This is a genomic window from Peptoniphilus sp. KCTC 25270 (genome assembly GCF_021012875.1).
In the GTDB taxonomy this organism is placed as follows: Bacteria; Bacillota; Clostridia; order Tissierellales; family Peptoniphilaceae; genus JAJMZJ01.
Window position 1 is genome coordinate 1 of record NZ_JAJMZJ010000005.1, and the last position, 20,704, is coordinate 20,704.

Here is a 20,704-nt window from a genome sequence, read left to right on the forward strand (position 1 = left end):
CATTTTATTTGTTCTATGTGGAACATTTTATTTGTTCTATGTGGAACATTTTATTTGTTCTATGTGGAACATTTTATTTGTTCTATGTGGAACATTTTATACAAAAAGAGGAGTCTTACGACTCCTCTTTTTGCTCTTCCTTTGAGGGAAGAGAGGTTTCTTTATTGCCTTTAACGTCTTCTTCTTTGAATTTTCTTTCTTCTACTGTGGTTGAAGCCCAATATACTCGTTTTTCTTTGGTTTTTAAGTCTTCAATAATAATCTTTTGTTTTCGATTTGGTTCTCTTTCTTGAATTTCTCTTTGTTTTATACGGTCTAATTTTTTATTTTTTACAAAGTCTAATTTTTCTTTTTTTATGTCTTTACTTAAAAATATAAAATAAAAAACGAGCGTTATCCCAATTCCTATGGTTAAGCTAAATTGAATAAGAAAAGATAGTCTGGGGAATATTTCTTCTGCACCAATAAAACTAAATAGTAGGGTAGGGAGGAGCAATAGATAATAAGGCTTTTCTGATTTATAGGCTTTATATAAGACAAATAAAGCGGGTATTCCATATATTAAATAGCGCATATTTCACCTATAATGGGTTTTTCCTAGGTTTTCCACCGCCTCTAGGGTAGGTGGATTTTGTTTCTTTTATTTTTTGAACGACAATAATATTTCTTGTTTCTCCGTCAAACAATTCAAATTCCAATTCTTCTATAATTTCTCCCCCTAGGATTTCGATGCTTTTTTTCGCTTCTTTTACTTCTGCTTTTGCATCTTCTGCTTTCATGGCGATAAAATAGCCGCCTACTTTTACAAAGGGAAGACAGTATTCTGCTAAAACATTTAGCCGAGCCACTGCACGAGAAATACAAATATCATATTGTTCGCGATATTCCGGTTTTCTAGCCATTTCTTCTGCTCTGCCATGAATGGCTACTGTATTTTCCATCTCCAATGTATCAATAACTTCTTGAAGAAATTTTATCCTTTTTCCTAAACTGTCCATTAGAGTCATCTCTAAATTGGGTTCTACTAAGGCCATAGGAACGCCAGGGAATCCTGCGCCGGTTCCTAAATCGATTACTTTGCTGCCTTCTTCAATAAAAGGGAGTAGGAAGGGGGTGAGAGAGTCCAAAAAATGTTTGATTTGAATTTCCTCTGGCTCTGTTATTCGAGTTAAATTCATCTTCTCGTTCCATTCCAATAGCAATTTTGTATAGATATCAAAGGCAGAGTAGGGGATGTCTTTTTGAATGTTATGTTTTTTTAATCCTTCATCTAATCGTTCCCAATTCAATCTTTTTTCTCCCTTCTTTTTTGTTCAAAATAAACAAGAAGTACATTTATATCTGCTGGAGAAATTCCCGTAATACGATTTGCTTGTCCTAGGGACTCTGGTCGAATTTTCATTAATTTCTCTTTTGCTTCGTTTCTTAAACCTTCTATTTTTGTGTAGTCAATATTTTCTGGAAGAAGACGATTTTCCAAGCGCTCAAATTGGCGTATCTGAGCTTTTTGCTTCTCAATGTATCCTTTGTATCGAATCATAATCGAAACCTCTTCTACGACGTCCTGGCGACGTTCTGGACGGTTTGGGTCAAAAACAGAAACTTTTTTGTAATTTAATTCTGGTCTTTGTAATAAATCCGCTAGGGTAATAGCATTTCGAATTTTTGCACTGCCAATTTCTTCTAATTTTTTATTGTTCTCTTCTGTTGGATTGATTTGAATGGATTCCAAACGAGATAACTCTTCTTCAATTTCTTCCTTTCGATATAGATATTCTTTGTATCTCTCTTCGTCTACCAATCCAATTTCATGACCGATTTCTGTTAGACGCAAATCCGCGTTGTCTTGACGCAAAGTCAAACGGTATTCTGCACGAGAAGTCATCATTCGATAGGGTTCTTTTGTTCCTTTGGTTACCAAGTCATCAATCAATACACCTATATATCCTTGAGAACGATCCAAAATTAAAGGATCTTTTCCTTGAACAGAAAGAGCTGCATTGATTCCTGCCATTAAACCTTGGCTCGCTGCTTCTTCGTATCCGCTACTTCCATTGATTTGTCCTGCCATAAATAATCCTTTTATTTCTCGCATTTCTAAGTTGCGATTCAATAGAGTTGCATCAATGGCATCATATTCTATGGCATAAGCGGGGCGCATAAATTGGCAATTTTCCAATCCTTCAATTTCTTTATATAGGGCCAATTGCACTTCAACAGGCAAAGAAGAACTAACTCCTTGTACATAAATTTCTTTTGTATCCAATCCTTCTGGCTCTAAAAAAACTTGATGACGATCTCTGTCTGCAAACCGAGTTACTTTGTCTTCAATGGAAGGGCAGTAGCGAGGTCCAGATCCTTCAATATCCCCTAGAGACATAGCGGATCGATGAATGTTTTCACGAATAATATCATGAGATTTACTTGTAGTATATGTTAAATAACAATTTATTTGCTCTTTTTCTGAAAAATCTTTGTTTAGGTTCATAAAAGAGAAGGGAACGATTTTTTCATCGCCTTTTTGCACTTCTAAGTTGGTAAAATCGATGGTATCTCTATGGACACGAGCAGGAGTTCCTGTTTTCATTCGCATCGTTTCAATGTTCCATTTTTCTCGTAAATTTTCACTTAAATCAATAGATGGTTGCATTCCATCTGGCCCAGAGGAATAATTTACTTCTCCCATAAATACACGGCCTCGCAAATAGGTTCCTGTAGCCATAACAACGGCTTTTGCATGGTATTCGGCTCCTGTACGAGTTAAAACGCCGTAGATTTTTCCTTCTTCTATTAAAAGTTCAATAACTTCTTCTTGAATCAGCAATAAATTTTCTTGATTTTCTATTACTTGCTTCATTTCCACGTGATATTGTCTTTTGTCTGCTTGGGCACGAAGGGAGTGAACAGCCGGTCCTTTGCTTAAATTCAGCATTCTAGACTGAATAAAGGTACGGTCAATATTTTTTCCCATTTCTCCACCAAGGGCATCAATTTCACGAACCAAATGGCCTTTTCCTGTTCCCCCTACATTTGGATTGCAGCTCATTGCTACAATACTATTTAGGTTCATTGTTAAAAGAGCTGTTTTTAATCCCATACGGGCAGATGCCAAAGCCGCTTCTGTGCCAGCATGTCCAGCTCCTACGACCAAAACATCTACGCTTCCTGCATTAAATCGATTGATCAAACTACCACTCCTTATTTACCAATGCAAAATTTAGAAAAAATTGCATCCAAAATTTCATCATCTACTGTCATTCCTGTAATATAGCCCAGTTGGGTATAACTATCGTTCAAATCTACCTCAACGCAATCCAAAGGAGTTCCCATATTTAACTCATCAATGGCTGATTCTAAGGAAGAAATCGCCTTATCCAAATGGATTTTATGGCGCATATTTGTAAGAACGGCATCCTGGGTTTGTTTTATATCTCCAGATAAAAACATCTTTTTAATTTCGTCCTCTAAAACGGTAGTGGCATCTTCTTCTAACATAGATACGGACAAAACGCGATTTTTAGGAAATTTTTCTTCCAATTCTTTTTCTTCAAAAGCCTTTGGCAAATCCTCTTTGTTTAATAAAACAATGGATTGTTTTCCTTGGATTTTCTCTATAATTTTATAATCATCCTCTATAAGAGGTTGGCTTTGGTCAAAAACCGCTAAAACCAAATCTGCTTCATCTATAGATTCCAAAGCTTTTTCAATTCCTATTTTTTCTACTATATCGTCTGTTTCTCGAATCCCTGCTGTATCTTGAATTCGCAATGTCGCTCCATCCAAACGGACAAATTCTTCTATAATATCTCTTGTTGTGCCTGGTACATCCGTTACAATTACTCGATTTTCCCGAAGCAATCGGTTCAATAGGGAAGATTTTCCCACATTTGGTTTTCCTACAATTACCGTTTTAATTCCGTCACGAATGATCTTTCCTCGTTTGGAACTTTCCCGTAATCTTTCCAATCTTTCCAATAATTCTGTTCCTTGTTTTAATAAAAGAGGATAATTGGCATCGTCAACCTCATCCGTTGGAAAATCAATATTGGCAACAATTAAAGATAACATTTCTACAATTTTTTGTCGATACTCTTCTACAACAAGGGATAAACTTCCTTCTAATTGATTCATTCCTTGTTTTTGTGCCTCTATACTTTGGGCGTCAATAATATCCATAACGGCTTCTGCTTGGGTTAAATCCATTCTTCCATTCAAAAAAGCACGTCGTGTAAATTCTCCCGGCTCGGCAGGTTCAGCTCCTGAAGACAAAAAGGCTTCTAAAATTCGGTCTAAGACAACAGGGCCCCCGTGACACTGAATTTCTACCATATTTTCTCTTGTATAAGAATTTGGCTCATGAAAAGCAACCGCCAAAACTTCATCAATGGTTTCTCCCTTTTTTTCAAAATGACCATATAATAGCTTTCGATCATTGGATGGATCCGCTAAATTTTCTTTGGATCGAAAAAGGGAAGAGGCTATTTTAATGGCATCTTCTCCACTTAAACGCACAATTCCAATTCCTCCAGGACTTCTAGAGGTGGAAATGGCAGCTATTGTTTCTTGCATGAAAAACTTCCTTCCATAATTTCAAAAAGCCTCCATAGCAAGCTATGAAGGCTTATAATTAATACTTTCTTTCTTTTTGAATGACAACTCTTCTATAAGGTTCTTTGCCTTCACTATGAGTAGAGACGCCTTCAAAGGAACCCAAAGATGCATGAATAATTCTTCTTTCTTGGGCATTCATAGGTTCCAAACGAACGGGACGGTTGGAGTGCAAAACTTTTTTCGCCATTTTTTTGGCTAAGTTTTCCAAAGTCGCTTCGCGTTTTTCTCTATAATTGCTGCAATCTACAATTACACGAGTAAATACATCGGATTTATTGTTCAATATTAAGCTTAAAATATATTGAATCGCATCCAAAGTTGCTCCGCGTTTTCCAATAATAATTCCTGTTTCCTCTTTTTTTCCGTCAATGGAAACAAAAACCATACGGTCCTTATGTTCAATGGAAAGAGTATAATCAACGGAAAGAGCTTCCATAATTTCTGCTATATACTCTTCTATAATTCGATTTTTTTCCTCAACAGGAAGATCCTCTTTTTCAGTTTCCACAAACGCCTCTTCTCGAGCATCTGCTGGAACAATCACTTCTTCTTGGGAAATATCGTTATTTTCTAATTCAGCTTCTACAGAAGTTTCTTCCACAACGGGAATTTCCTCTTCTATAGATTTTTCTTCAACAACCGGCTTCTCTTCCACTGGTTGAATCTCCTCAACCAATGTTTTCTTCTCTTCTTCCCTTGCAAAAGTAGACGTTGAAAAATCATCTTCAAAAATACTATTTAGAATATCTTTGGTTTCCAATTTTTCTGTAACTTTTACAATGGCTTCTTTCCCTCCAATCAAACCCAAAAATCCCTTGGAGGGTTCTTCAATAATTTCAATTTCTGCCTGGTCACGATGAATACGTAATTCATTCAAAGCTTTTTGAATCGCTTCCTCAATAGATTTTCCTGATTGGATGGAATAGGTCATGAGAGTTTCTCCTCCGCTCTTTTGTTGATCATATGATTACTAATAATCTGTTGAACAATACCAAAAAAATTACTAGCAATCCAGTAAAGTACAAGACCCGCTGCCATATTTCTTGCAAAGAAGAAAATCATAGCTGGCATCATAATCATCATTGTACGCATAGTAGATTGAGTTTGTTCATTGTTCATACTTTCTTGTGCTTTGTTTTTTTGCGCTAAATAAGAAGTTAAAAACGTCAAACCAGCTGCAATAATCGGCAAGACCAATGCCGTTGGATCTGGATGATCTAAGTTTTTTACAAAGAAAAAGTTCTTTTGCATTGCATCGTAAAATCCAGGATCAGTAAAAGCAAAACGCGTTGGCATTTGGAAAATTCGGTAAAATGCAATCAAAATAGGGAATTGGATCAACATCGGAAGACATCCTGCCATAGGATTGTAGTTCGCTTCCTTATACAATTGTTGTTGTTTTTGAGCCAACAATTGAGGGTCGTTTTTGTATTTTCTTTGCATTTCTTGAATTTGTGGCTGGAATTCGGCCATCTTCAGTTGATTCTTTGTCTGCATAATATTTAGAGGCAGAAGAACCGTCTTAAAAATAATGGTAGTTACAATAATGGCAATAGCATAAAAAGAGATAGATGCTGGTTCTACACCAGTTGAAATAATTTCATATATCCATCGCAAAAAATGCCCCATTAATTCTGCTAAAAAATTAATCAAAGATTTTCCTCCGATTTCTAGGGTAAGGGATCATAGCCCCCCTTATGAAAGGGATGACATTTTGAAATACGTATAACGGTTAATAGAAAGGCTTTTATTGGATTGTATTTTGAAAATGCTTCATACGCATACTGACTACATGTTGGCTGAAATCTACAATGTGCCCCCGGTAATAGGTAAGTGGATATGTATTTTTGATAAAATACAATCAGTTTCAAAATACCTTTACGTATCCAATTCATTCTCTACCCTTACCTTTTCTTACTTTTGAAACTTTGAGAATATGATAAAAAGCCGATTGAATCTCTTTATAATCCAAGTCTGAAACATTGGTCTTTACAACCAACACCATATCCAAACCTGGATTTATATTTTTATAAGATTCCCGATATAAAGATTTTAGCTGTCTTTTTATCCGATTACGAACGACGGCCTTTCCCACCTTTTTATTGATGGAGAAACCCATCCTAGAATGGTCGAGGCCGTTATTTTTTACATATAAAGTAAAATTTCTATTTCCAAAAGTTTTTTTCTTTCTATAAACCTTTTTAAAGTCTAAGTCTTTCTTCAAAAAGTACATTTTATCATTCCCACTAGGGTTAAGCTGATAATTTTTTTCTTCCTTTTAGACGACGAGCACGTAATACAGCGCGTCCGCCTCTAGTTTTCATACGAGCACGGAAACCATGTTCTCTTTTTCTTTGTTTACGTTTTGGTTGGTAGGTTCTTTTCATTGGATCCACCTCCTCATTTCATATTAATATTTTTTTCTACACGTTAAAAAACCCTCTACGGGCAATAATTTGAATACACTAGTCCTATTATAAAGACCAAAGCCGTCTAAGTCAAGGTTTTACGCCATTAAATCCTCTTTTTTTTCTAAAAAAAAATCGATTTTTTTATCCAAAAGAAAAAAATTCCAAAAAAATAAATTCTTTTTTCAAATATCAAAAATAGATTTGTTTTCTGGCCTGTTGATAACTTTTTCTGAATTCGGTATAATTATTCTAAAGTATGTGGATAGGAAAAAGCCTTGTGGATAAATAAAAGTTATTCACAAATTGTTTATAGTTTGTTGATATTTTTCTTTTATCCTTTCTTTTTTTTGATAAAATGCCTATTTTTATAAATATTATCCACAATTTCTTTTTTAATCTACTGTGGATAACCATTTTATCCACAGTTTTCACAGGGCTGTTAAAAACTTTATAAACAAAAATTTTTCCCACATGTTAATAATGTGGATAACTTTTACTACAATTGGGAGTGAATTATGACGGAACAAAATTTGAATGATATTTGGAAAGAAACCATTCAATTGGTTTGGCAACAAAATTTAGAAGAGGTACAAGTAAAAAGCTGGTTTTTGCCTCTGAATCCGAAACGTATTGAAAACAATACCATTGTTATTTCTTGTCCAAATCCTTTTACTGTACGACATTTTGATAAGAATAAAAACAATTATGGAAAATTGTTACAAGATTTGGTCTATGAAGTTAGTGGAATTCGCTACAATTTGAAATTTATTGTAGAAGATGATGAATATACTGTGCCAAAAATTTCAACAGAAATGGAAGAAAGTCGCCTAAATCCAAAATATATTTTTGATACTTTTGTTATTGGTCAATCCAATCAATTTGCCCACGCCGCTAGTTTGGCTGTGGCTGAAAATCCGATTGATGCTCAGGCAAATCCCCTTTTTATCTATGGAGGAGTGGGCTTGGGTAAAACCCATTTGATGCATGCCATTGGTCATTTTATGTTGTTAACCGATCCTTCCAAACGCGTTTTATACGTTACTAGTGAACAATTTACCAACGAATTTATTTCTTCCATCCGAAACAATACCAATGAAGATTTTCGCAGAAAATATCGCTCCGTAGATTTGTTATTAATCGATGATATCCAATTTATCGCCGACAAAGAATCTACTATGGATGAATTTTTCCATACTTTTAACGAATTGCATAGCCAAGACAAACAAATTGTTATGACCTCTGATAAGCCACCAAAAGACATTAAAAAATTGGAACAAAGGCTTATTTCTCGATTTGCTTGGGGATTGGTAGTAGATATTCAGCCACCAGATTTAGAAACGCGAATTGCTATTTTACGGAACAAAGCGGAATCAGACAATTATTACGTACCTGATGAGGTAATCAATTACATTGCCAATCATGTAAAAAGCAATATACGTCAATTGGAAGGGGCTTTATCTACGGTTATCGCCTATTCCCGCCTTATGAATAATATGAATATTACAGAAGAAATGGCTGCTTTTGCTTTGAAAGATTTTTTGGAAACCGATACAAATCGTCCCATTACGGTACAACTTATTAAAGAAATTATTTGTCAAGAATATCAAATTACCATGGACGAGATGGATGGAAAAAAAAGAAATCGATCCATTGCTTATCCGCGACAAATCGCCATGTATTTGACACGAACCATGACCAATCTATCCCTTCCAAAAATCGGTAGCGAATTTGGGGGTCGAGATCATTCTACTATTATTCATGCTACCAATAAAATTCAGTCCGATATGGATCAAAGTATTGATCTAACGGTTCAGATTGAAGAATTAAAAAAGAAAATCGAAGAATCCTAATGTGGATAAACTCATTTCTTTTGCCCGTATTCATCCACAGGCTGTGAACAGCTTTTTTGTTTGTACATCTCTTTTTTAAGGCCTTATCCACATATTCACAGGGCCTACTACTATTACGAAGTACTTTCTTATACTTCTCTCAAGGAGGAATCAATGAAATTTCATATAAACCAAAAAAACTTAAACCAATTGGTATCCGTTGCACAAAAAGCCATTTCAAATCGTACCAATATGCAAATTCTAGAAGGAATTTATTTAGAAGCCAAAAACAATGTCCTTACTATTAAAGCAACAGATACAGAAGTATCCATTGAAACCAAAGCTTCTTGTATGATTGAAGAAGAAGGAGCTATTGTTATTAATTCATCTTTATTTGGTGAAATCGTACGAAAACTTCCCAATGCAATGGTTCATATTGTTTTAGAAGACAAAAAAATACACATTGAATGTGAACAATCATCCTTTACCATTATGGGACAAAATGCAGAAGAATATCCTCTTCTTCCAGAAGTGGATTCAGAAGAAAGATTTGCGTTAAAAGGAGAGGATTTGGTTCGTGCTTTTAAGCAAACCATTATTGCTGTTTCAAATGATGATATGCGTTTGGCTTTAACGGGCGTTTTTATGGATATTAAGTCCCATCAAATGAATTTTGTGGCTGTAGATGGATATCGAATGGCAATAAAAACTATAGAAAAAGAATTTCCTTTTGAACGTTCTGTTATTATTCCAGGACGCAGTGTAAACGAACTTTCAAAACTAGTAAAAGAAGACCAAGAGATTCCGATTGTAATTGGAGATAACCATATTTGCATGGAATTGGAAGATACAAAATTTTATTCAAAATTAATCAATGGTGAATATTTTGAATATGGCGGATTGATCCGAGAAAGTCACGATCTATCTCCTGTTGTAAATAAAAAAGATTTACAAAACAGTTTGGAAAGAGCTTCTTTGTTATCTGGTAAAGACAGAGCGGGATTGGTGAAAATGAAAATAGAAGGGGACCAAATTTCTATTTTGTCCAATTCTGAAATTGGAAATGTACACGAAGTCATCTCTGCTAAGGAAAACGACAAGGATTTATTGATTGCTTTTAATGCTCGTTACGTATTGGAAGGAATTCGTGTAATTGAAGAAGAAGAAATTGTGTTGAATTTTACAGATTCTGTAAATCCTTGTATTATTCAAGGAATTGAAGAGAAAGCCTATTTATATATGGCGTTACCAGTGAGGTTGGCAAGCGAATGAGAATTGATACAGAATTTATAAAATTAGATAGTTTTCTAAAATTAATGGCTTGGGTAGAATCGGGTGGACAAGCCAAACAATTTGTTTTAGATGGAATGGTTTTTGTTAATGGAGAAGTAGAAACAAGAAGAGGTAGAAAATTATATCCAGGGGATGTAGTAGAACTTTTTGATGAACGGGAGACAGTAGAAGGCAATTGATGAAATCGAACATTTGTACTATAATAATATACTGTGAAAATAGACATTGAAATGGAGTCGAAGGAGGATGTTTTGAAGATTAAAGAAATGCAATTGGTTTCTTTTCGAAATTATGAAAATGAAACATTCACTCCTTCTCCTGGAATCCATTTGATTAGTGGAGAAAATGGAAGAGGCAAAACCAATTTATTGGAAGGAATCGGCGTTTCTTTAAGTGCTCGGTCCTTTCGTACAACGACCATTCGAGATGTAATTCAACATGAAAAAGAAAGTGCCTATGTAAAAACAATTATCGACTTAGAAGGTTTTGACCATACGTTAGAAATGAGTATCCGCCCAGGTCATCGTTTTTTATGGCGAGACAATAATAAAATGAAGACCATTGGGGAATACAAACGGGGAATTGGAGTGGTTGTATTTCAGCCACAAGATTTGAACATGGTTCATTCAACTCCTTCTTTGAGAAGAAATTTTTTAGACAATGCCATCCGTACCATCGATGGATTGTATGAGGAAAATGTAAAAAATTATTATCATTTAATTAGTCAGAGAAATTTTGCCCTTAAAAAACACAAAAGGGAAAAAAATCTTTTTGAAGTTTACGATTATCAATTGGCCAAAATAGGTTCTTATATATTGGTGGAAAGATTAAAAAATATAAAGAAATTAAACAACTGGGCCAAAGAGGCTTATGGAACCATTAGCAATCAAAGAGATTCTTTTCAAATGAATTATATGAGTACATTGCCGATTTCTTCTGATATAAAGGAATTGGAAAAAATGTACCATCAATTAATGAGAGACAATTTATATAAAGATATGGAAATGGGAAGGACGACCATTGGTCCTCATTTGGACGATTTGCGTTTTCAAATTGATGGAAAAGAGGCAAAATCTTTTGCTTCTCAGGGACAAATTCGTAGCGTTGTGCTTTCCTTAAAAATAGCAGAATCTCTTTTGATTCGAGAAGCATTAGGTAGCAATCCCATTGTATTGTTTGACGATGTATTTTCGGAATTAGACCCCATACGAAGAGAAAAATTATTGGAATCTTTTAAGGGAATGCAATCTTTTATTACAATGGCGGAACCCATTGAAAAAATATTTTATAAGGAACAATTGGAGGATATTCGACCGATTAAAATAACGGAAAAGGGAATCGAAGAATATTCTTTTTAAGGGGTAGAGGGAAGTCCTTACAAGGAGGAATTGTATGGCAAATCAGAATAAAGATTATACATCTAGCAATATCCAGGTTCTTACTGGTTTGGAACCTGTTAGAAAAAGACCAGGAATGTATATTGGTTCAACAGGGCCAAAGGGATTGCACCATTTGGTTTATGAGGTAGTAGACAATTCAGTGGATGAAGCTTTGGCCGGCCGCTGCGATACCATTGTTATAACCTTAAATGAAGATGGATCTGCAACAGTAGAAGATAATGGGAGTGGGATTCCTGTAGATATTCATAAGCAAACGGGAAAATCAACCGTTGAAACTGTACTTACGATTCTCCATGCAGGAGGAAAATTTGATGAAAGCGCCTATAAAGTTAGTGGTGGGCTTCACGGAGTAGGGGTTTCTGTTGTAAATGCCTTATCCACAAAATTAATTGCCAAAGTTCGCAGAGAAGGAAAAGAGTTTCAACAAACTTTTGAAAGAGGAATTCCAACATCAGAGTTAACGGTTATTCGTGAAAATGTAGAAGATACAGGAACAACCATTACATTTTTCCCAGATCCAGAAATTTTTAAGGAAACAACGGTATTTAATCATGAAGTTTTAATGCGCCGTTTCCGAGAAATGGCCTTTCTAAACAAAGGTGTTCGATTGGATTTTATAGACAATCGAAAAGAAGAGCAAATCAATGAAACTTTCCACTACGAAGGTGGAATTAAAAGTTATGTAGAATTTATTAATCGGAAAAAAAATCCGATTCACGATAAAATCATATATGTAGACCAAATCGAACAAGGTACATCGGTAGAAATTGCAATTCAATATACAGATTCCTACCAAGAAACCGTATTAACTTTTGCTAATAATATCAATACAGAAGAAGGCGGAACCCATATGTCTGGATTCCGGTTGGCCTTGACAAAATCCATTAATGAATATGGAAGAAAGTACAATTTCATTAAGGAAAAAGAGGACAATCTTTCTGGAGATGATATTCGGGAAGGTATTAGTGCTGTTGTAAGTGTAAAAATTCCAGATCCTCAATTTGAGGGACAAACAAAGGCAAAACTAGGAAATTCAGAAACAAAATCCATCGTAGATCGTGTATTAAGTGCTAGTTTGGAAAATTTCTTAGAAGAAAATCCAAAGGTTGGAAAAGTAATATTAGAAAAAGCTCTTTCGGCTCGTAGAGCGAGAGAAGCTGCAAGAAAAGCAAGAGATTTAACGAGAAAACGCTCCATTTTAGACAATATGACTTTGCCGGGAAAATTGGTAGATTGCCAATCCAACGACAATACAGAAACAGAAATTTTTATTGTCGAAGGGGACAGTGCCGGTGGTAGTGCCAAAAGTGGACGAGATAGTAAATTCCAAGCGATTTTACCTTTAAGAGGAAAAATTATGAACGTGGAAAAAGCTCGTTTGGACAAAGTTTTGAATTCTCAAGAAATTCGAAATATGATTACAGCCTTTGGAACTGGAATTGATAAAGAATTTGATTTAAGCAATTTGCGTTACGGAAAAATTATCATTATGACCGATGCCGACGTGGACGGTGCCCACATTCGTACTTTGTTGTTAACTTTCTTATTCCGTCATCTTCCTGAATTGATCAAAGGAGGCCACGTTTATGTAGCCCAACCACCACTTTACGGAATCAAACGGGGAACGAAAGTTTTAGAATATTGCTATAGCGACGAAGAATTGAAAAATGCAATGGATCGTTTAGGACGAGATCGAAACCTTAGAATTAGTCGATACAAAGGTTTGGGAGAAATGAATGCCGATGAACTTTGGGAAACGACTATGAATCCTGAAAATCGTGTATTGTTAAAGGTAAACATTGAAGATATGGTAGAAGCAGACGATATTTTCTCTATGTTAATGGGTCAAGATGTAGCCCCAAGACGTGAATTTATTGAAACCAATGCAGTCTATGCAGAAAATATAGACATTTAGGAGCGTGAAAAATGACTGAACAAACAATAGGACACGATATTCAGAATGTAATTCTAGAAGATCAAATGAAAAAAGCCTACTTGGATTATTCCATGAGCGTTATTGTTTCACGTGCTCTTCCTGATGTACGAGATGGATTAAAACCAGTCCATCGTAGAATTTTATATGGAATGCAAGAATTGGGATTAAGTCCCGATAAACCCCATAGAAAATCCGCTCGTCTAGTAGGGGATGTAATGGGTAAGTACCATCCCCATGGAGATAGTTCCATTTATGATGCAGTGGTTCGTTTGGCCCAAGATTTCAACATTCGATATCCTTTGGCTGATGGGCAAGGAAACTTTGGATCTATGGACGGGGACAGTGCAGCGGCTATGCGTTATACAGAGGTTCGTATGACCAAATTGGCTTTAGAAATGTTACGGGATTTGAACAAAAATACCGTAGATTTTATGCCAAATTTTGACGAATCCGACGTAGAACCAACGGTTTTGCCTTCTCGCTTTCCCAATTTATTGGTAAATGGATCTTCCGGGATTGCCGTAGGGATGGCAACCAATATGGCTCCTCACAATATGAATGAAGTCATTCAAGGCGTTGTGGAGTATATGAAAAATGAGGACATTACCATTGGCGAATTGATGAAGACCATAAAGGGACCCGATTTTCCAACCGGTGCCTTTATTATGGGAAAAGCAGGAATTAAAAGTGCTTATGAAACCGGACGAGGAAAAGTTAAAGTTCGAGCAAGGGCAGAAATTGAACCATTCAAAAGTCGTCATCAAATCATCATTACAGAAATTCCTTACCAAGTAAATAAATCCAATTTAATCATTAAAATTGCAGATTTAGTAAAAGAGAAAAAAATAGAAGGAATCAGCGACATTCGTGATGAATCCAATCGAAATGGTGTACGAATTGTTATTGATGTAAAAAGAGATGCCAATCCAAATGTGGTATTGAATCATTTGTATCAAAATACACAATTGCAAATTACCTTTGGAATTATTAATTTGGCTCTAGTAAATGGAGTTCCAAAAATTCTAAATTTGAAGGAATTGATTCAATATTATGTTGAACATCAAAGGGAAATTGTAACCCGTAGAACTCAATTTGATTTAGAAAAAGCCGAAGCACGCGTTCATATTATTGAGGGGCTAAAAGTTGCCATTGATAATATTGATGAAATTATTTCGATTGTTAGAAGCTATCGTACTGACGATGAAATCAAAGGGGAATTTACCAAACGATTTGGTTTAACCGATATTCAAGGCCAAGCAATTTTGGATATGCGAATTAAGCGATTGTCTGGATTGCAAGTGGAAAAACTAGAGGCAGAATATCAAGAGTTATTGGCTCTAATAAAAAAATTAAAAGAAATTTTGAGCAATAAAGAAACTTTAGACGGCGTAATTATTGAAGAAATGGAAGAAATCCGAGAAAATCACGGAGACCTTCGCCGAACTGTAATTATGCCAGATGAAGGAGAATTTGATGTGGAAAGTATGATTCAAGAAGAAGATGTGGTCATTACTTTGACAAATTCTGGTTACATTAAAAGAATGCCTGAGGGAACCTATAAACCACAAAAACGAGGGGGCCAAGGAATCAGTGCTATGAGCAAAAAAGAAGATGATTTTGTAACAGAACTTTTCATTACATCCACTCATGATACTTTGTTGTTCTTTACCAATACAGGACGCGTTTACAAATTGCGAGCTTATGAAGTTCCAAATGTAGGAAGAAATGCAAAGGGAACGGCCATTATCAATCTTTTGGATTTGGAAGAAGGGGAAAAAGTTGCCTCTATTATTCCAGTTTCCAACGTAAAAGAAACCGATAAATTGGTTCTAATGACGAAAAAAGGTTACGTTAAGAGTACGGAATTTGGAGATTATAGCAATATTCGAAAAAGTGGAATCATTGCAATGGGTCTTCATGAAGACGATATTGTTGTTGGAAGCATCCAAACCAATGGGGAACAAGAGCTTATGGCAGTTACCAAAAAAGGGATGGCCATTCGTTTCTCAGAAAATGACGTTCGTACAATGGGACGTACTGCCAAAGGCGTTATAGGAATTCGCTTAGAAGAAGAAGATGAAGTTGTATCTTTTGTATTGGTAGACGAAAACAAAACACTGGCTGTCTTTAGCTCCAATGGATATGGAAAACGTACCAATTTGGATTCTTATAAATTGCAAAATCGTGGAGGAAAAGGACTCATCACCTATAAGATTAAGGAAAAAACAGGGGATGTTGTTAGTGCGAAGATGTTAGATGAAAGCGATGAAGTTATGATGATTACAGAGAATGGAACCATTATTCGCTTCAAAGCAGAAGCCATTAGTCTATTGGGAAGAAGTACTTCTGGCGTAAAACTAATGAATATAAAAGATAGTCAACTAGTAGCTGTAGCAAGCTATATTGGGGAAGAATAAGTATTGAACCACTTTCCATAAGTTTGATATACTATTCTAAATATAAAAAAAAGGGAGGTTCCCCATGTCTTTTCAAATGAGTATTGATACACAAGAAAGTCAATTGGTTATGAAGCCAAAAGGTGAGTTGGATATTTACAATACACCAAAATTTAAGGATCAAGCGGTATTGGCTTATGATAGAAATTCCAAAGACATTTTAATTGATGGAGAAAATTTAGAATATGTAGATTCTACAGGATTGGGAGGATTTATATATCTTTTGAATTATGTACAAGAAAAGGGAAATGTAGTTGGAATGAAAAATATCAAACCCAACATTCGAAAATTGTTTACCATTACAAAATTAGACGAAGTATTCCGATTTGAGGAGGAAGAAAATGAACAAAGATAAGGTTTTATTGGAAATTCCAGCAGAACCCAAATATCTTTCATTGGCTCGTTTGTCCTTATCAGGAATGGCTATGAATCTGAATTTGGATATGGATGAATTGGAAGATTTGAAACTTCTGATTACGGAAAGTTGTAACTTATCTTTTCGTATTGGACGAGTAGATCGGATTCAAATTGAAATTGAATTGGGAAAATCTTCTCTGTCTTTTAAGGTATCAGGAATTGAGAAAAAAGATTTGGAAGAAAACGATGAATACAAAATGTCTCTTATGATTTTAGAATCCTTAGGAGATATGGTGGAATTGTGTGGAGAAAGTCTTTGTGTTCGCAAGGAATTGGAGAATTCCTATGAAGAAAGATGAGTATTATGCAATAGAAAAACCTCTATCGAAAGAGGTTCGGAAAGAGTTATTTGCGGAGTTTTCAAAAACAAAAGATAGAGAAATTCGTGATATTTTAATTGAGGAACATTTATATATTGCGGAAATATTGGCAAAAAAATATACCAATCGAGGAATCGATTACGATGATATTTTTCAGGTGGCTTCTATGGGGTTAATTTACGCTGTAGAGCGTTACAATCCGGATAAAGGATTTGAATTTTCTAGCTTTGCCACCCCAACCATTGTAGGTGAAATAAAGAAATATTTCCGTGACAAAGGATGGACCATTCGTGTTCCTCGACGGGTTCAGGAACTTTCGAAAAAAATAAACAATGCAAAGGTTCATTTGGCTCAAGAATACCAAAAAACTCCAACCATTCAAGAAATTGCCGATTATTTAGGTTCTACTCCTGAGGAAGTGTTGGAGGTTATGGAAGCTTCAAAGGTTTATACGCCTCAATCTTTGGATTTAACCTATGAAGGTTCTGGAGATGATCGAGAAGTGAATTTGGTGGATTTAATTGGAGAAGATGAACAATATTTTGGAAAAATTGAATTGAACGATTTCCTAGGCCGTGCCATGGAAAAATTCAATGACGTGGAAAAAACCATATTGATTGATCGTTACTATCACAAAAAAACCCAAGTTTCCATTGCAGAAAAATTAGGAATTTCCCAGATGACCGTAAGTAGAATAGAGAAAAAAGTTTTGGAAAAAATGCGTAAGGAAGTTATAAAATCAGCCGATTATTAGGAAGTAGGGTTTATGAATCGTAAATCGAATTTAATCTTAATCAACCGTGTGGTTTATGTACTTGAAATTATTTTGTCCTTGTTGTTGGTAATTGGAATCATTATTTCGATTCCTGATTTGGTAAAATATTTTGTGTCCATACTCAACAGCCCAAAGGGAATTAGTTATAGTTTGTATCAGGAATTCTTAAGTCACGTTTTGTTACTGGTTATTGGACTTGAGTTTACTTTGATGATGATTGCTCATGCGGATTCATCGGTTATTTATCTGATGGTAATGGTAATTGCCAGAAAAATGTTAATCTATGGAGATACAACCATTGATCTATTGATTGGTGTTGTGGCTATATTTATTTTGTTTGTTATAAAAAAATATTTTATGGCTCAACCCATTGATTCAACCGTAAGTGTAGGAATTTTCTCTGCTTCTACTGATGTAACCAATATCAATGAGCGTTTCCATTATCATATAGATAGTTTAGGATTCCAGAGTTTAGGTGGTTTGGTATATTATTTATTGGATCAACAAGGATTGACGGCAGAAGTTGGTATGCTAGTAGATGATAAGGAATACATATATCAAATTGATAGTGTAAAAAATGGAATTATCCAGGAAATTTCAGTACAGAAAAAATAAGAAAAGACCCTGAAAAAGGGTTTTTGTCTTATTTAGAGAATAGACATATATTATTGTTGCAAAGTATGATAAAATAGGGGAAATTTGATATAACAAAAGAAAATAGGGGATTTTCATGATAGAGGTAAAAAACTTAATCAAAGAATTTTCTTCGGACAATGGGACCGTTCGAGCCATTGACGATGTAAGTTTCAAAGTAAATAAAGGAGAAATTTACGGCATCATTGGCCTTTCTGGTGCAGGTAAATCAACTTTGGTTCGTTGTATCAATCGTTTGGAAGAACCAAGTGGCGGAGATATTCAAATTAATGGGAAGAGTATCATTGGAATTAATGACAATGAATTGCTAGAAGAAAGAAGAGAAATTGGAATGATTTTTCAGTCTTTCAATCTTTTTATGCAAAAAACCGTTTATGAAAATATTGCCTATCCTATGGAAATTACAAAAAAACCAAAGGAAGAAATTCACAATCGAGTATTGGAATTGTTGGATTTTATCGATTTAAGAGATAAAGAACGCTCTTATCCTTCGGAATTAAGTGGAGGACAAAAACAAAGAGTGGCCATTGCTCGTGCTATCGCCTTAAACCCAAAGATTCTATTATCCGACGAAGGAACGTCCGCTTTGGATCCTGCCAATACCCAATCGGTTTTGCAACTATTGAGAAAAGTAGTAAAAGAATATCAAATGACCATTATTATGATTACCCATCAAATGGAAGTGGCAAAGGATATTTGTGATCGCATTGCCGTTATGGAAAAAGGAAAAATTGTAGAAGAAAATACTACAGATGAATTGTTTAAGAGTCCAAAAGCTCGAATGACTCGCTCTTTTATTCAAAATGTAGCAGAGGAAGATTTGGAAGAAGGCATTATTGCAGCGGATTTCAAAGGGGATGTTTATCGTTTAAGTTACGGCGAAAACAATGCCCATAAACCTCTTTTATCCAAATGCATTCGTACCTTTGATATGGAGTTAAATATTATTGCTGGAAATATTCATCATATTCCTTCAAAGAAAATCGGATATTTGATTATTGAAATGTTAGGGGAAGCCGAAGAAAAAGAAAAAGCTCTAAACTTCCTAAAAGAAAATGGCGTAACGGTGGAGGTGTTGTAATGGAAGAAATTTTATCGATTGTACTCCCAGCCATTCCACAGACGTTGATTTTGGTTTTTGGTTCCGCTTTCCTTTCCATTGTTTTCGGTATGCCTTTGGGAATTATTCTTACCTTAACCCGACCAGGGGGATTGAATGAAAGAAGAGTTTTGTATTCGGTTTTAGATGGAATTGTAAACTTTTTACGCTCCGTTCCATTTATTATACTTATGTTAATTTTAATTCCTGTTATGCGTATGATTACAGGAAAAGCCTATGGTACGGCTGCCACAGTGATTCCTTTAACAGTAGCTGCCATTCCATTTTTTGCGAGAATTTTAGAAAGCCATTTGATTAATGTAGACAAAGGCGTAATTGAAGCGGCTCAGTCTATGGGTTCAACAAAGGGCCAAATTATCTATCGTGTTTTAATTCCAGAAGCAATGCCACAAATTGTCAATGGGATAACGATGGTGATTATAAATTTAATTGGTTATTCTGCTATGGCAGGGGCCATTGGTGGTGGAGGTCTTGGAGAAGTAGCCGTTCGTTATGGATATACCTATAAGCGAATGGAAATTCTTTGGGCAGCCGTCATCTTAATTGTTGCATTGGTTCAAATTGTACAGTTTATCGGTACGCGTTTGGAACAAAAAATAGACAAAAAATAGGAGGAAAAGGAAATGAAAAAATTAGCTGGATTGTTATCTTTATCCCTTCTATTGGTAGGTTGTGGTGGAGCAAATACTGCCAACAATGCCAATACGGGAAATGGTGAAGCAGGTGCGGAAGCAGAAAATAATAAAATTGTTGTAGGGGTATCTCCCATGCCACATGGTGAAATTGTAGAGGCTTTACAACCACAATTTGAAGCGGCTGGATTGGAAGTAGAAGTAGTTACATTTGATGATTACGTTCAACCAAACGAACAATTGGCTGCAGGGGATTTAGATGCTAACTATTTCCAACATCAACCTTATTTGGATGAATTCACTCAACAAAATGATTTAGAATTAACTTCTATTGGAAACGTTCATATTGAACCCATTGGATTCTATTCTGATAAAATCAAAAATTTAGATGAATTACAAGATGGAGATGAAGTCATTATTCCAAACGATCCAACCAATGGTGGACGTGCTTTGATTATGTTAGACAAGGCAGGAGTAATTCAATTAAAAGATAATACAAACCTTTCTTCTACAGAAAATGACATTGTAGAAAATCCTAAAAACTTGAAATTCCAAGCTTTAGAAGCACAAGGAATTCCAAATGTATATCAAGACGCTGCCTTAGCTGCTATTAACTCTAACTATGCTTTAGGCGCTGGACTAAATCCAGTAACCGATGCGGTATTGTTAGAAGATGCAGATTCTCCTTATGCAAATATTGTGGCCGTTCGCACTGGTGAAGAAGGACAAGAAAAATTCAAAAAATTTATGGAAGTTTTGAATTCAGCCGAAGCGAAAAAATTTATTGAAGAAAAATATCAAGGAGCAGTAATTCCTGCATTTGATGTACAATAAAAAAGACAAGCTCAAG

22 protein-coding genes are annotated in these 20,704 nt (G+C 35.3%); 13 read left to right on the forward strand and 9 right to left on the reverse strand.

What is annotated here, in order from left to right:
- Nucleotides 1-115: 115 nt before the first annotated feature.
- Genes LQU94_RS07230 through rpmH form a run of 9 tightly spaced genes read right to left on the reverse strand, consistent with a single transcriptional unit; the run spans nucleotide 116 to nucleotide 6,998 of the window.
- On the reverse strand, nucleotides 116-574 hold the full coding sequence (locus LQU94_RS07230) for a hypothetical protein (RefSeq protein ID WP_230697013.1): 459 nt from the start codon (nucleotides 572-574) through the stop codon (nucleotides 116-118).
- A 7-nt stretch (nucleotides 575-581) separates the two neighbouring features.
- The gene (gene rsmG / locus LQU94_RS07235; RefSeq protein WP_230697014.1) at nucleotides 582-1,289 is read right to left on the reverse strand and encodes a 16S rRNA (guanine(527)-N(7))-methyltransferase RsmG; all 708 of its coding nucleotides are present in this window, start codon (nucleotides 1,287-1,289) and stop codon (nucleotides 582-584) included.
- The gene (mnmG, locus tag LQU94_RS07240; RefSeq protein WP_230697015.1) at nucleotides 1,286-3,187 is read right to left on the reverse strand and encodes a tRNA uridine-5-carboxymethylaminomethyl(34) synthesis enzyme MnmG; all 1,902 of its coding nucleotides are present in this window, start codon (nucleotides 3,185-3,187) and stop codon (nucleotides 1,286-1,288) included. Before mnmG ends, rsmG begins: the two co-directional genes overlap by 4 nt.
- A gap of 11 nt (nucleotides 3,188-3,198) precedes the next feature.
- Nucleotides 3,199-4,569: a tRNA uridine-5-carboxymethylaminomethyl(34) synthesis GTPase MnmE gene (mnmE, locus tag LQU94_RS07245; RefSeq protein ID WP_230697016.1), complete on the reverse strand. Its 1,371-nt coding sequence runs from the start codon at nucleotides 4,567-4,569 to the stop codon at nucleotides 3,199-3,201.
- A gap of 58 nt (nucleotides 4,570-4,627) precedes the next feature.
- On the reverse strand, nucleotides 4,628-5,542 hold the full coding sequence (jag, locus tag LQU94_RS07250; protein WP_230697017.1) for an RNA-binding cell elongation regulator Jag/EloR: 915 nt from the start codon (nucleotides 5,540-5,542) through the stop codon (nucleotides 4,628-4,630).
- Complete coding sequence (locus tag LQU94_RS07255) at nucleotides 5,539-6,264, reverse strand: YidC/Oxa1 family membrane protein insertase (protein WP_255702432.1); 726 nt, start codon at nucleotides 6,262-6,264, stop codon at nucleotides 5,539-5,541. Before LQU94_RS07255 ends, jag begins: the two co-directional genes overlap by 4 nt.
- A 17-nt stretch (nucleotides 6,265-6,281) precedes the next feature.
- Nucleotides 6,282-6,506 carry a membrane protein insertion efficiency factor YidD gene (gene yidD / locus LQU94_RS07260; RefSeq protein WP_255702433.1) on the reverse strand — a complete coding sequence of 75 codons (225 nt, stop codon included), beginning with the start codon at nucleotides 6,504-6,506 and terminating at the stop codon, nucleotides 6,282-6,284.
- Nucleotides 6,503-6,844 carry a ribonuclease P protein component gene (gene rnpA / locus LQU94_RS07265; RefSeq protein WP_230697018.1) on the reverse strand — a complete coding sequence of 114 codons (342 nt, stop codon included), beginning with the start codon at nucleotides 6,842-6,844 and terminating at the stop codon, nucleotides 6,503-6,505. Before rnpA ends, yidD begins: the two co-directional genes overlap by 4 nt.
- A gap of 19 nt (nucleotides 6,845-6,863) precedes the next feature.
- Nucleotides 6,864-6,998 carry a 50S ribosomal protein L34 gene (gene rpmH / locus LQU94_RS07270; RefSeq protein ID WP_230697019.1) on the reverse strand — a complete coding sequence of 45 codons (135 nt, stop codon included), beginning with the start codon at nucleotides 6,996-6,998 and terminating at the stop codon, nucleotides 6,864-6,866.
- A 539-nt stretch (nucleotides 6,999-7,537) separates the two neighbouring features.
- Here rpmH and dnaA point away from each other — a divergent pair.
- The 13 genes from dnaA (at nucleotide 7,538) to LQU94_RS07335 (ending at nucleotide 20,688) form a co-directional block, all read left to right on the forward strand.
- Nucleotides 7,538-8,872 carry a chromosomal replication initiator protein DnaA gene (gene dnaA, locus LQU94_RS07275; RefSeq protein WP_230697020.1) on the forward strand — a complete coding sequence of 445 codons (1,335 nt, stop codon included), beginning with the start codon at nucleotides 7,538-7,540 and terminating at the stop codon, nucleotides 8,870-8,872.
- Nucleotides 8,873-9,025: 153 nt separating this feature from the next.
- Complete coding sequence (gene dnaN, locus LQU94_RS07280; RefSeq protein WP_230697021.1) at nucleotides 9,026-10,123, forward strand: DNA polymerase III subunit beta; 1,098 nt, start codon at nucleotides 9,026-9,028, stop codon at nucleotides 10,121-10,123.
- Entirely contained in the window at nucleotides 10,120-10,323 is a 204-nt protein-coding gene (yaaA, locus tag LQU94_RS07285; protein WP_230697022.1) for a S4 domain-containing protein YaaA, read from the forward strand. Before dnaN ends, yaaA begins: the two co-directional genes overlap by 4 nt.
- Nucleotides 10,324-10,395: 72 nt before the next feature.
- Nucleotides 10,396-11,502 carry a DNA replication/repair protein RecF gene (locus LQU94_RS07290; protein WP_230697023.1) on the forward strand — a complete coding sequence of 369 codons (1,107 nt, stop codon included), beginning with the start codon at nucleotides 10,396-10,398 and terminating at the stop codon, nucleotides 11,500-11,502.
- A 34-nt stretch (nucleotides 11,503-11,536) separates the two neighbouring features.
- Entirely contained in the window at nucleotides 11,537-13,459 is a 1,923-nt protein-coding gene (gene gyrB / locus LQU94_RS07295) for a DNA topoisomerase (ATP-hydrolyzing) subunit B (protein ID WP_230697024.1), read from the forward strand.
- Nucleotides 13,460-13,470: 11 nt separating this feature from the next.
- On the forward strand, nucleotides 13,471-15,897 hold the full coding sequence (gene gyrA / locus LQU94_RS07300) for a DNA gyrase subunit A (RefSeq protein WP_230697025.1): 2,427 nt from the start codon (nucleotides 13,471-13,473) through the stop codon (nucleotides 15,895-15,897).
- A gap of 64 nt (nucleotides 15,898-15,961) precedes the next feature.
- The gene (locus LQU94_RS07305) at nucleotides 15,962-16,291 is read left to right on the forward strand and encodes an STAS domain-containing protein (RefSeq protein ID WP_230697026.1); all 330 of its coding nucleotides are present in this window, start codon (nucleotides 15,962-15,964) and stop codon (nucleotides 16,289-16,291) included.
- Nucleotides 16,278-16,652, forward strand: coding sequence for a hypothetical protein (locus tag LQU94_RS07310; protein ID WP_230697027.1), 375 nt, complete (start codon nucleotides 16,278-16,280; stop codon nucleotides 16,650-16,652). The genes LQU94_RS07305 and LQU94_RS07310 overlap by 14 nt, the downstream gene beginning before the upstream one ends.
- Nucleotides 16,639-17,427 (forward strand): SigB/SigF/SigG family RNA polymerase sigma factor, encoded by a 789-nt coding sequence (locus LQU94_RS07315; RefSeq protein ID WP_230697028.1) that lies wholly within the window; start codon nucleotides 16,639-16,641, stop codon nucleotides 17,425-17,427. Before LQU94_RS07310 ends, LQU94_RS07315 begins: the two co-directional genes overlap by 14 nt.
- Before the next feature lie 12 nt (nucleotides 17,428-17,439).
- Nucleotides 17,440-18,063: a hypothetical protein gene (locus LQU94_RS07320; RefSeq protein ID WP_230697029.1), complete on the forward strand. Its 624-nt coding sequence runs from the start codon at nucleotides 17,440-17,442 to the stop codon at nucleotides 18,061-18,063.
- A gap of 115 nt (nucleotides 18,064-18,178) precedes the next feature.
- Nucleotides 18,179-19,183, forward strand: a complete 1,005-nt coding sequence (locus LQU94_RS07325; protein ID WP_230697030.1) for a methionine ABC transporter ATP-binding protein — start codon at nucleotides 18,179-18,181, stop codon at nucleotides 19,181-19,183.
- Nucleotides 19,183-19,833, forward strand: a complete 651-nt coding sequence (locus LQU94_RS07330; RefSeq protein ID WP_230697031.1) for a methionine ABC transporter permease — start codon at nucleotides 19,183-19,185, stop codon at nucleotides 19,831-19,833. The genes LQU94_RS07325 and LQU94_RS07330 overlap by 1 nt, the downstream gene beginning before the upstream one ends.
- Before the next feature lie 12 nt (nucleotides 19,834-19,845).
- Complete coding sequence (locus LQU94_RS07335) at nucleotides 19,846-20,688, forward strand: MetQ/NlpA family ABC transporter substrate-binding protein (RefSeq protein ID WP_230697032.1); 843 nt, start codon at nucleotides 19,846-19,848, stop codon at nucleotides 20,686-20,688.
- Nucleotides 20,689-20,704: the final 16 nt, after the last annotated feature.

Excerpts from the sequence above, each read along its gene's own strand:
- LQU94_RS07325 (WP_230697030.1), top strand. The coding sequence starts at position 18,179 with ATGATAGAGGTAAAAAACTTAATCAAAGAATTTTCTTCGGACAATGGG.
- LQU94_RS07320 (WP_230697029.1), top strand. The coding sequence starts at position 17,440 with ATGAATCGTAAATCGAATTTAATCTTAATCAACCGTGTGGTTTATGTA.
- LQU94_RS07335 (WP_230697032.1), top strand. The coding sequence starts at position 19,846 with ATGAAAAAATTAGCTGGATTGTTATCTTTATCCCTTCTATTGGTAGGT.
- LQU94_RS07310 (WP_230697027.1), top strand. The coding sequence starts at position 16,278 with ATGAACAAAGATAAGGTTTTATTGGAAATTCCAGCAGAACCCAAATAT.
- yaaA (WP_230697022.1), top strand. The coding sequence starts at position 10,120 with ATGAGAATTGATACAGAATTTATAAAATTAGATAGTTTTCTAAAATTA.
- LQU94_RS07330 (WP_230697031.1), top strand. The coding sequence starts at position 19,183 with ATGGAAGAAATTTTATCGATTGTACTCCCAGCCATTCCACAGACGTTG.
- yidD (WP_255702433.1), bottom strand. The coding sequence starts at position 6,506 with ATGAATTGGATACGTAAAGGTATTTTGAAACTGATTGTATTTTATCAA.
- mnmE (WP_230697016.1), bottom strand. The coding sequence starts at position 4,569 with ATGCAAGAAACAATAGCTGCCATTTCCACCTCTAGAAGTCCTGGAGGA.
- LQU94_RS07230 (WP_230697013.1), bottom strand. The coding sequence starts at position 574 with ATGCGCTATTTAATATATGGAATACCCGCTTTATTTGTCTTATATAAA.
- jag (WP_230697017.1), bottom strand. The coding sequence starts at position 5,542 with ATGACCTATTCCATCCAATCAGGAAAATCTATTGAGGAAGCGATTCAA.
- rnpA (WP_230697018.1), bottom strand. The coding sequence starts at position 6,844 with ATGTACTTTTTGAAGAAAGACTTAGACTTTAAAAAGGTTTATAGAAAG.
- dnaA (WP_230697020.1), top strand. The coding sequence starts at position 7,538 with ATGACGGAACAAAATTTGAATGATATTTGGAAAGAAACCATTCAATTG.
- dnaN (WP_230697021.1), top strand. The coding sequence starts at position 9,026 with ATGAAATTTCATATAAACCAAAAAAACTTAAACCAATTGGTATCCGTT.
- LQU94_RS07315 (WP_230697028.1), top strand. The coding sequence starts at position 16,639 with ATGAAGAAAGATGAGTATTATGCAATAGAAAAACCTCTATCGAAAGAG.
- gyrB (WP_230697024.1), top strand. The coding sequence starts at position 11,537 with ATGGCAAATCAGAATAAAGATTATACATCTAGCAATATCCAGGTTCTT.
- LQU94_RS07305 (WP_230697026.1), top strand. The coding sequence starts at position 15,962 with ATGTCTTTTCAAATGAGTATTGATACACAAGAAAGTCAATTGGTTATG.
- gyrA (WP_230697025.1), top strand. The coding sequence starts at position 13,471 with ATGACTGAACAAACAATAGGACACGATATTCAGAATGTAATTCTAGAA.
- rpmH (WP_230697019.1), bottom strand. The coding sequence starts at position 6,998 with ATGAAAAGAACCTACCAACCAAAACGTAAACAAAGAAAAAGAGAACAT.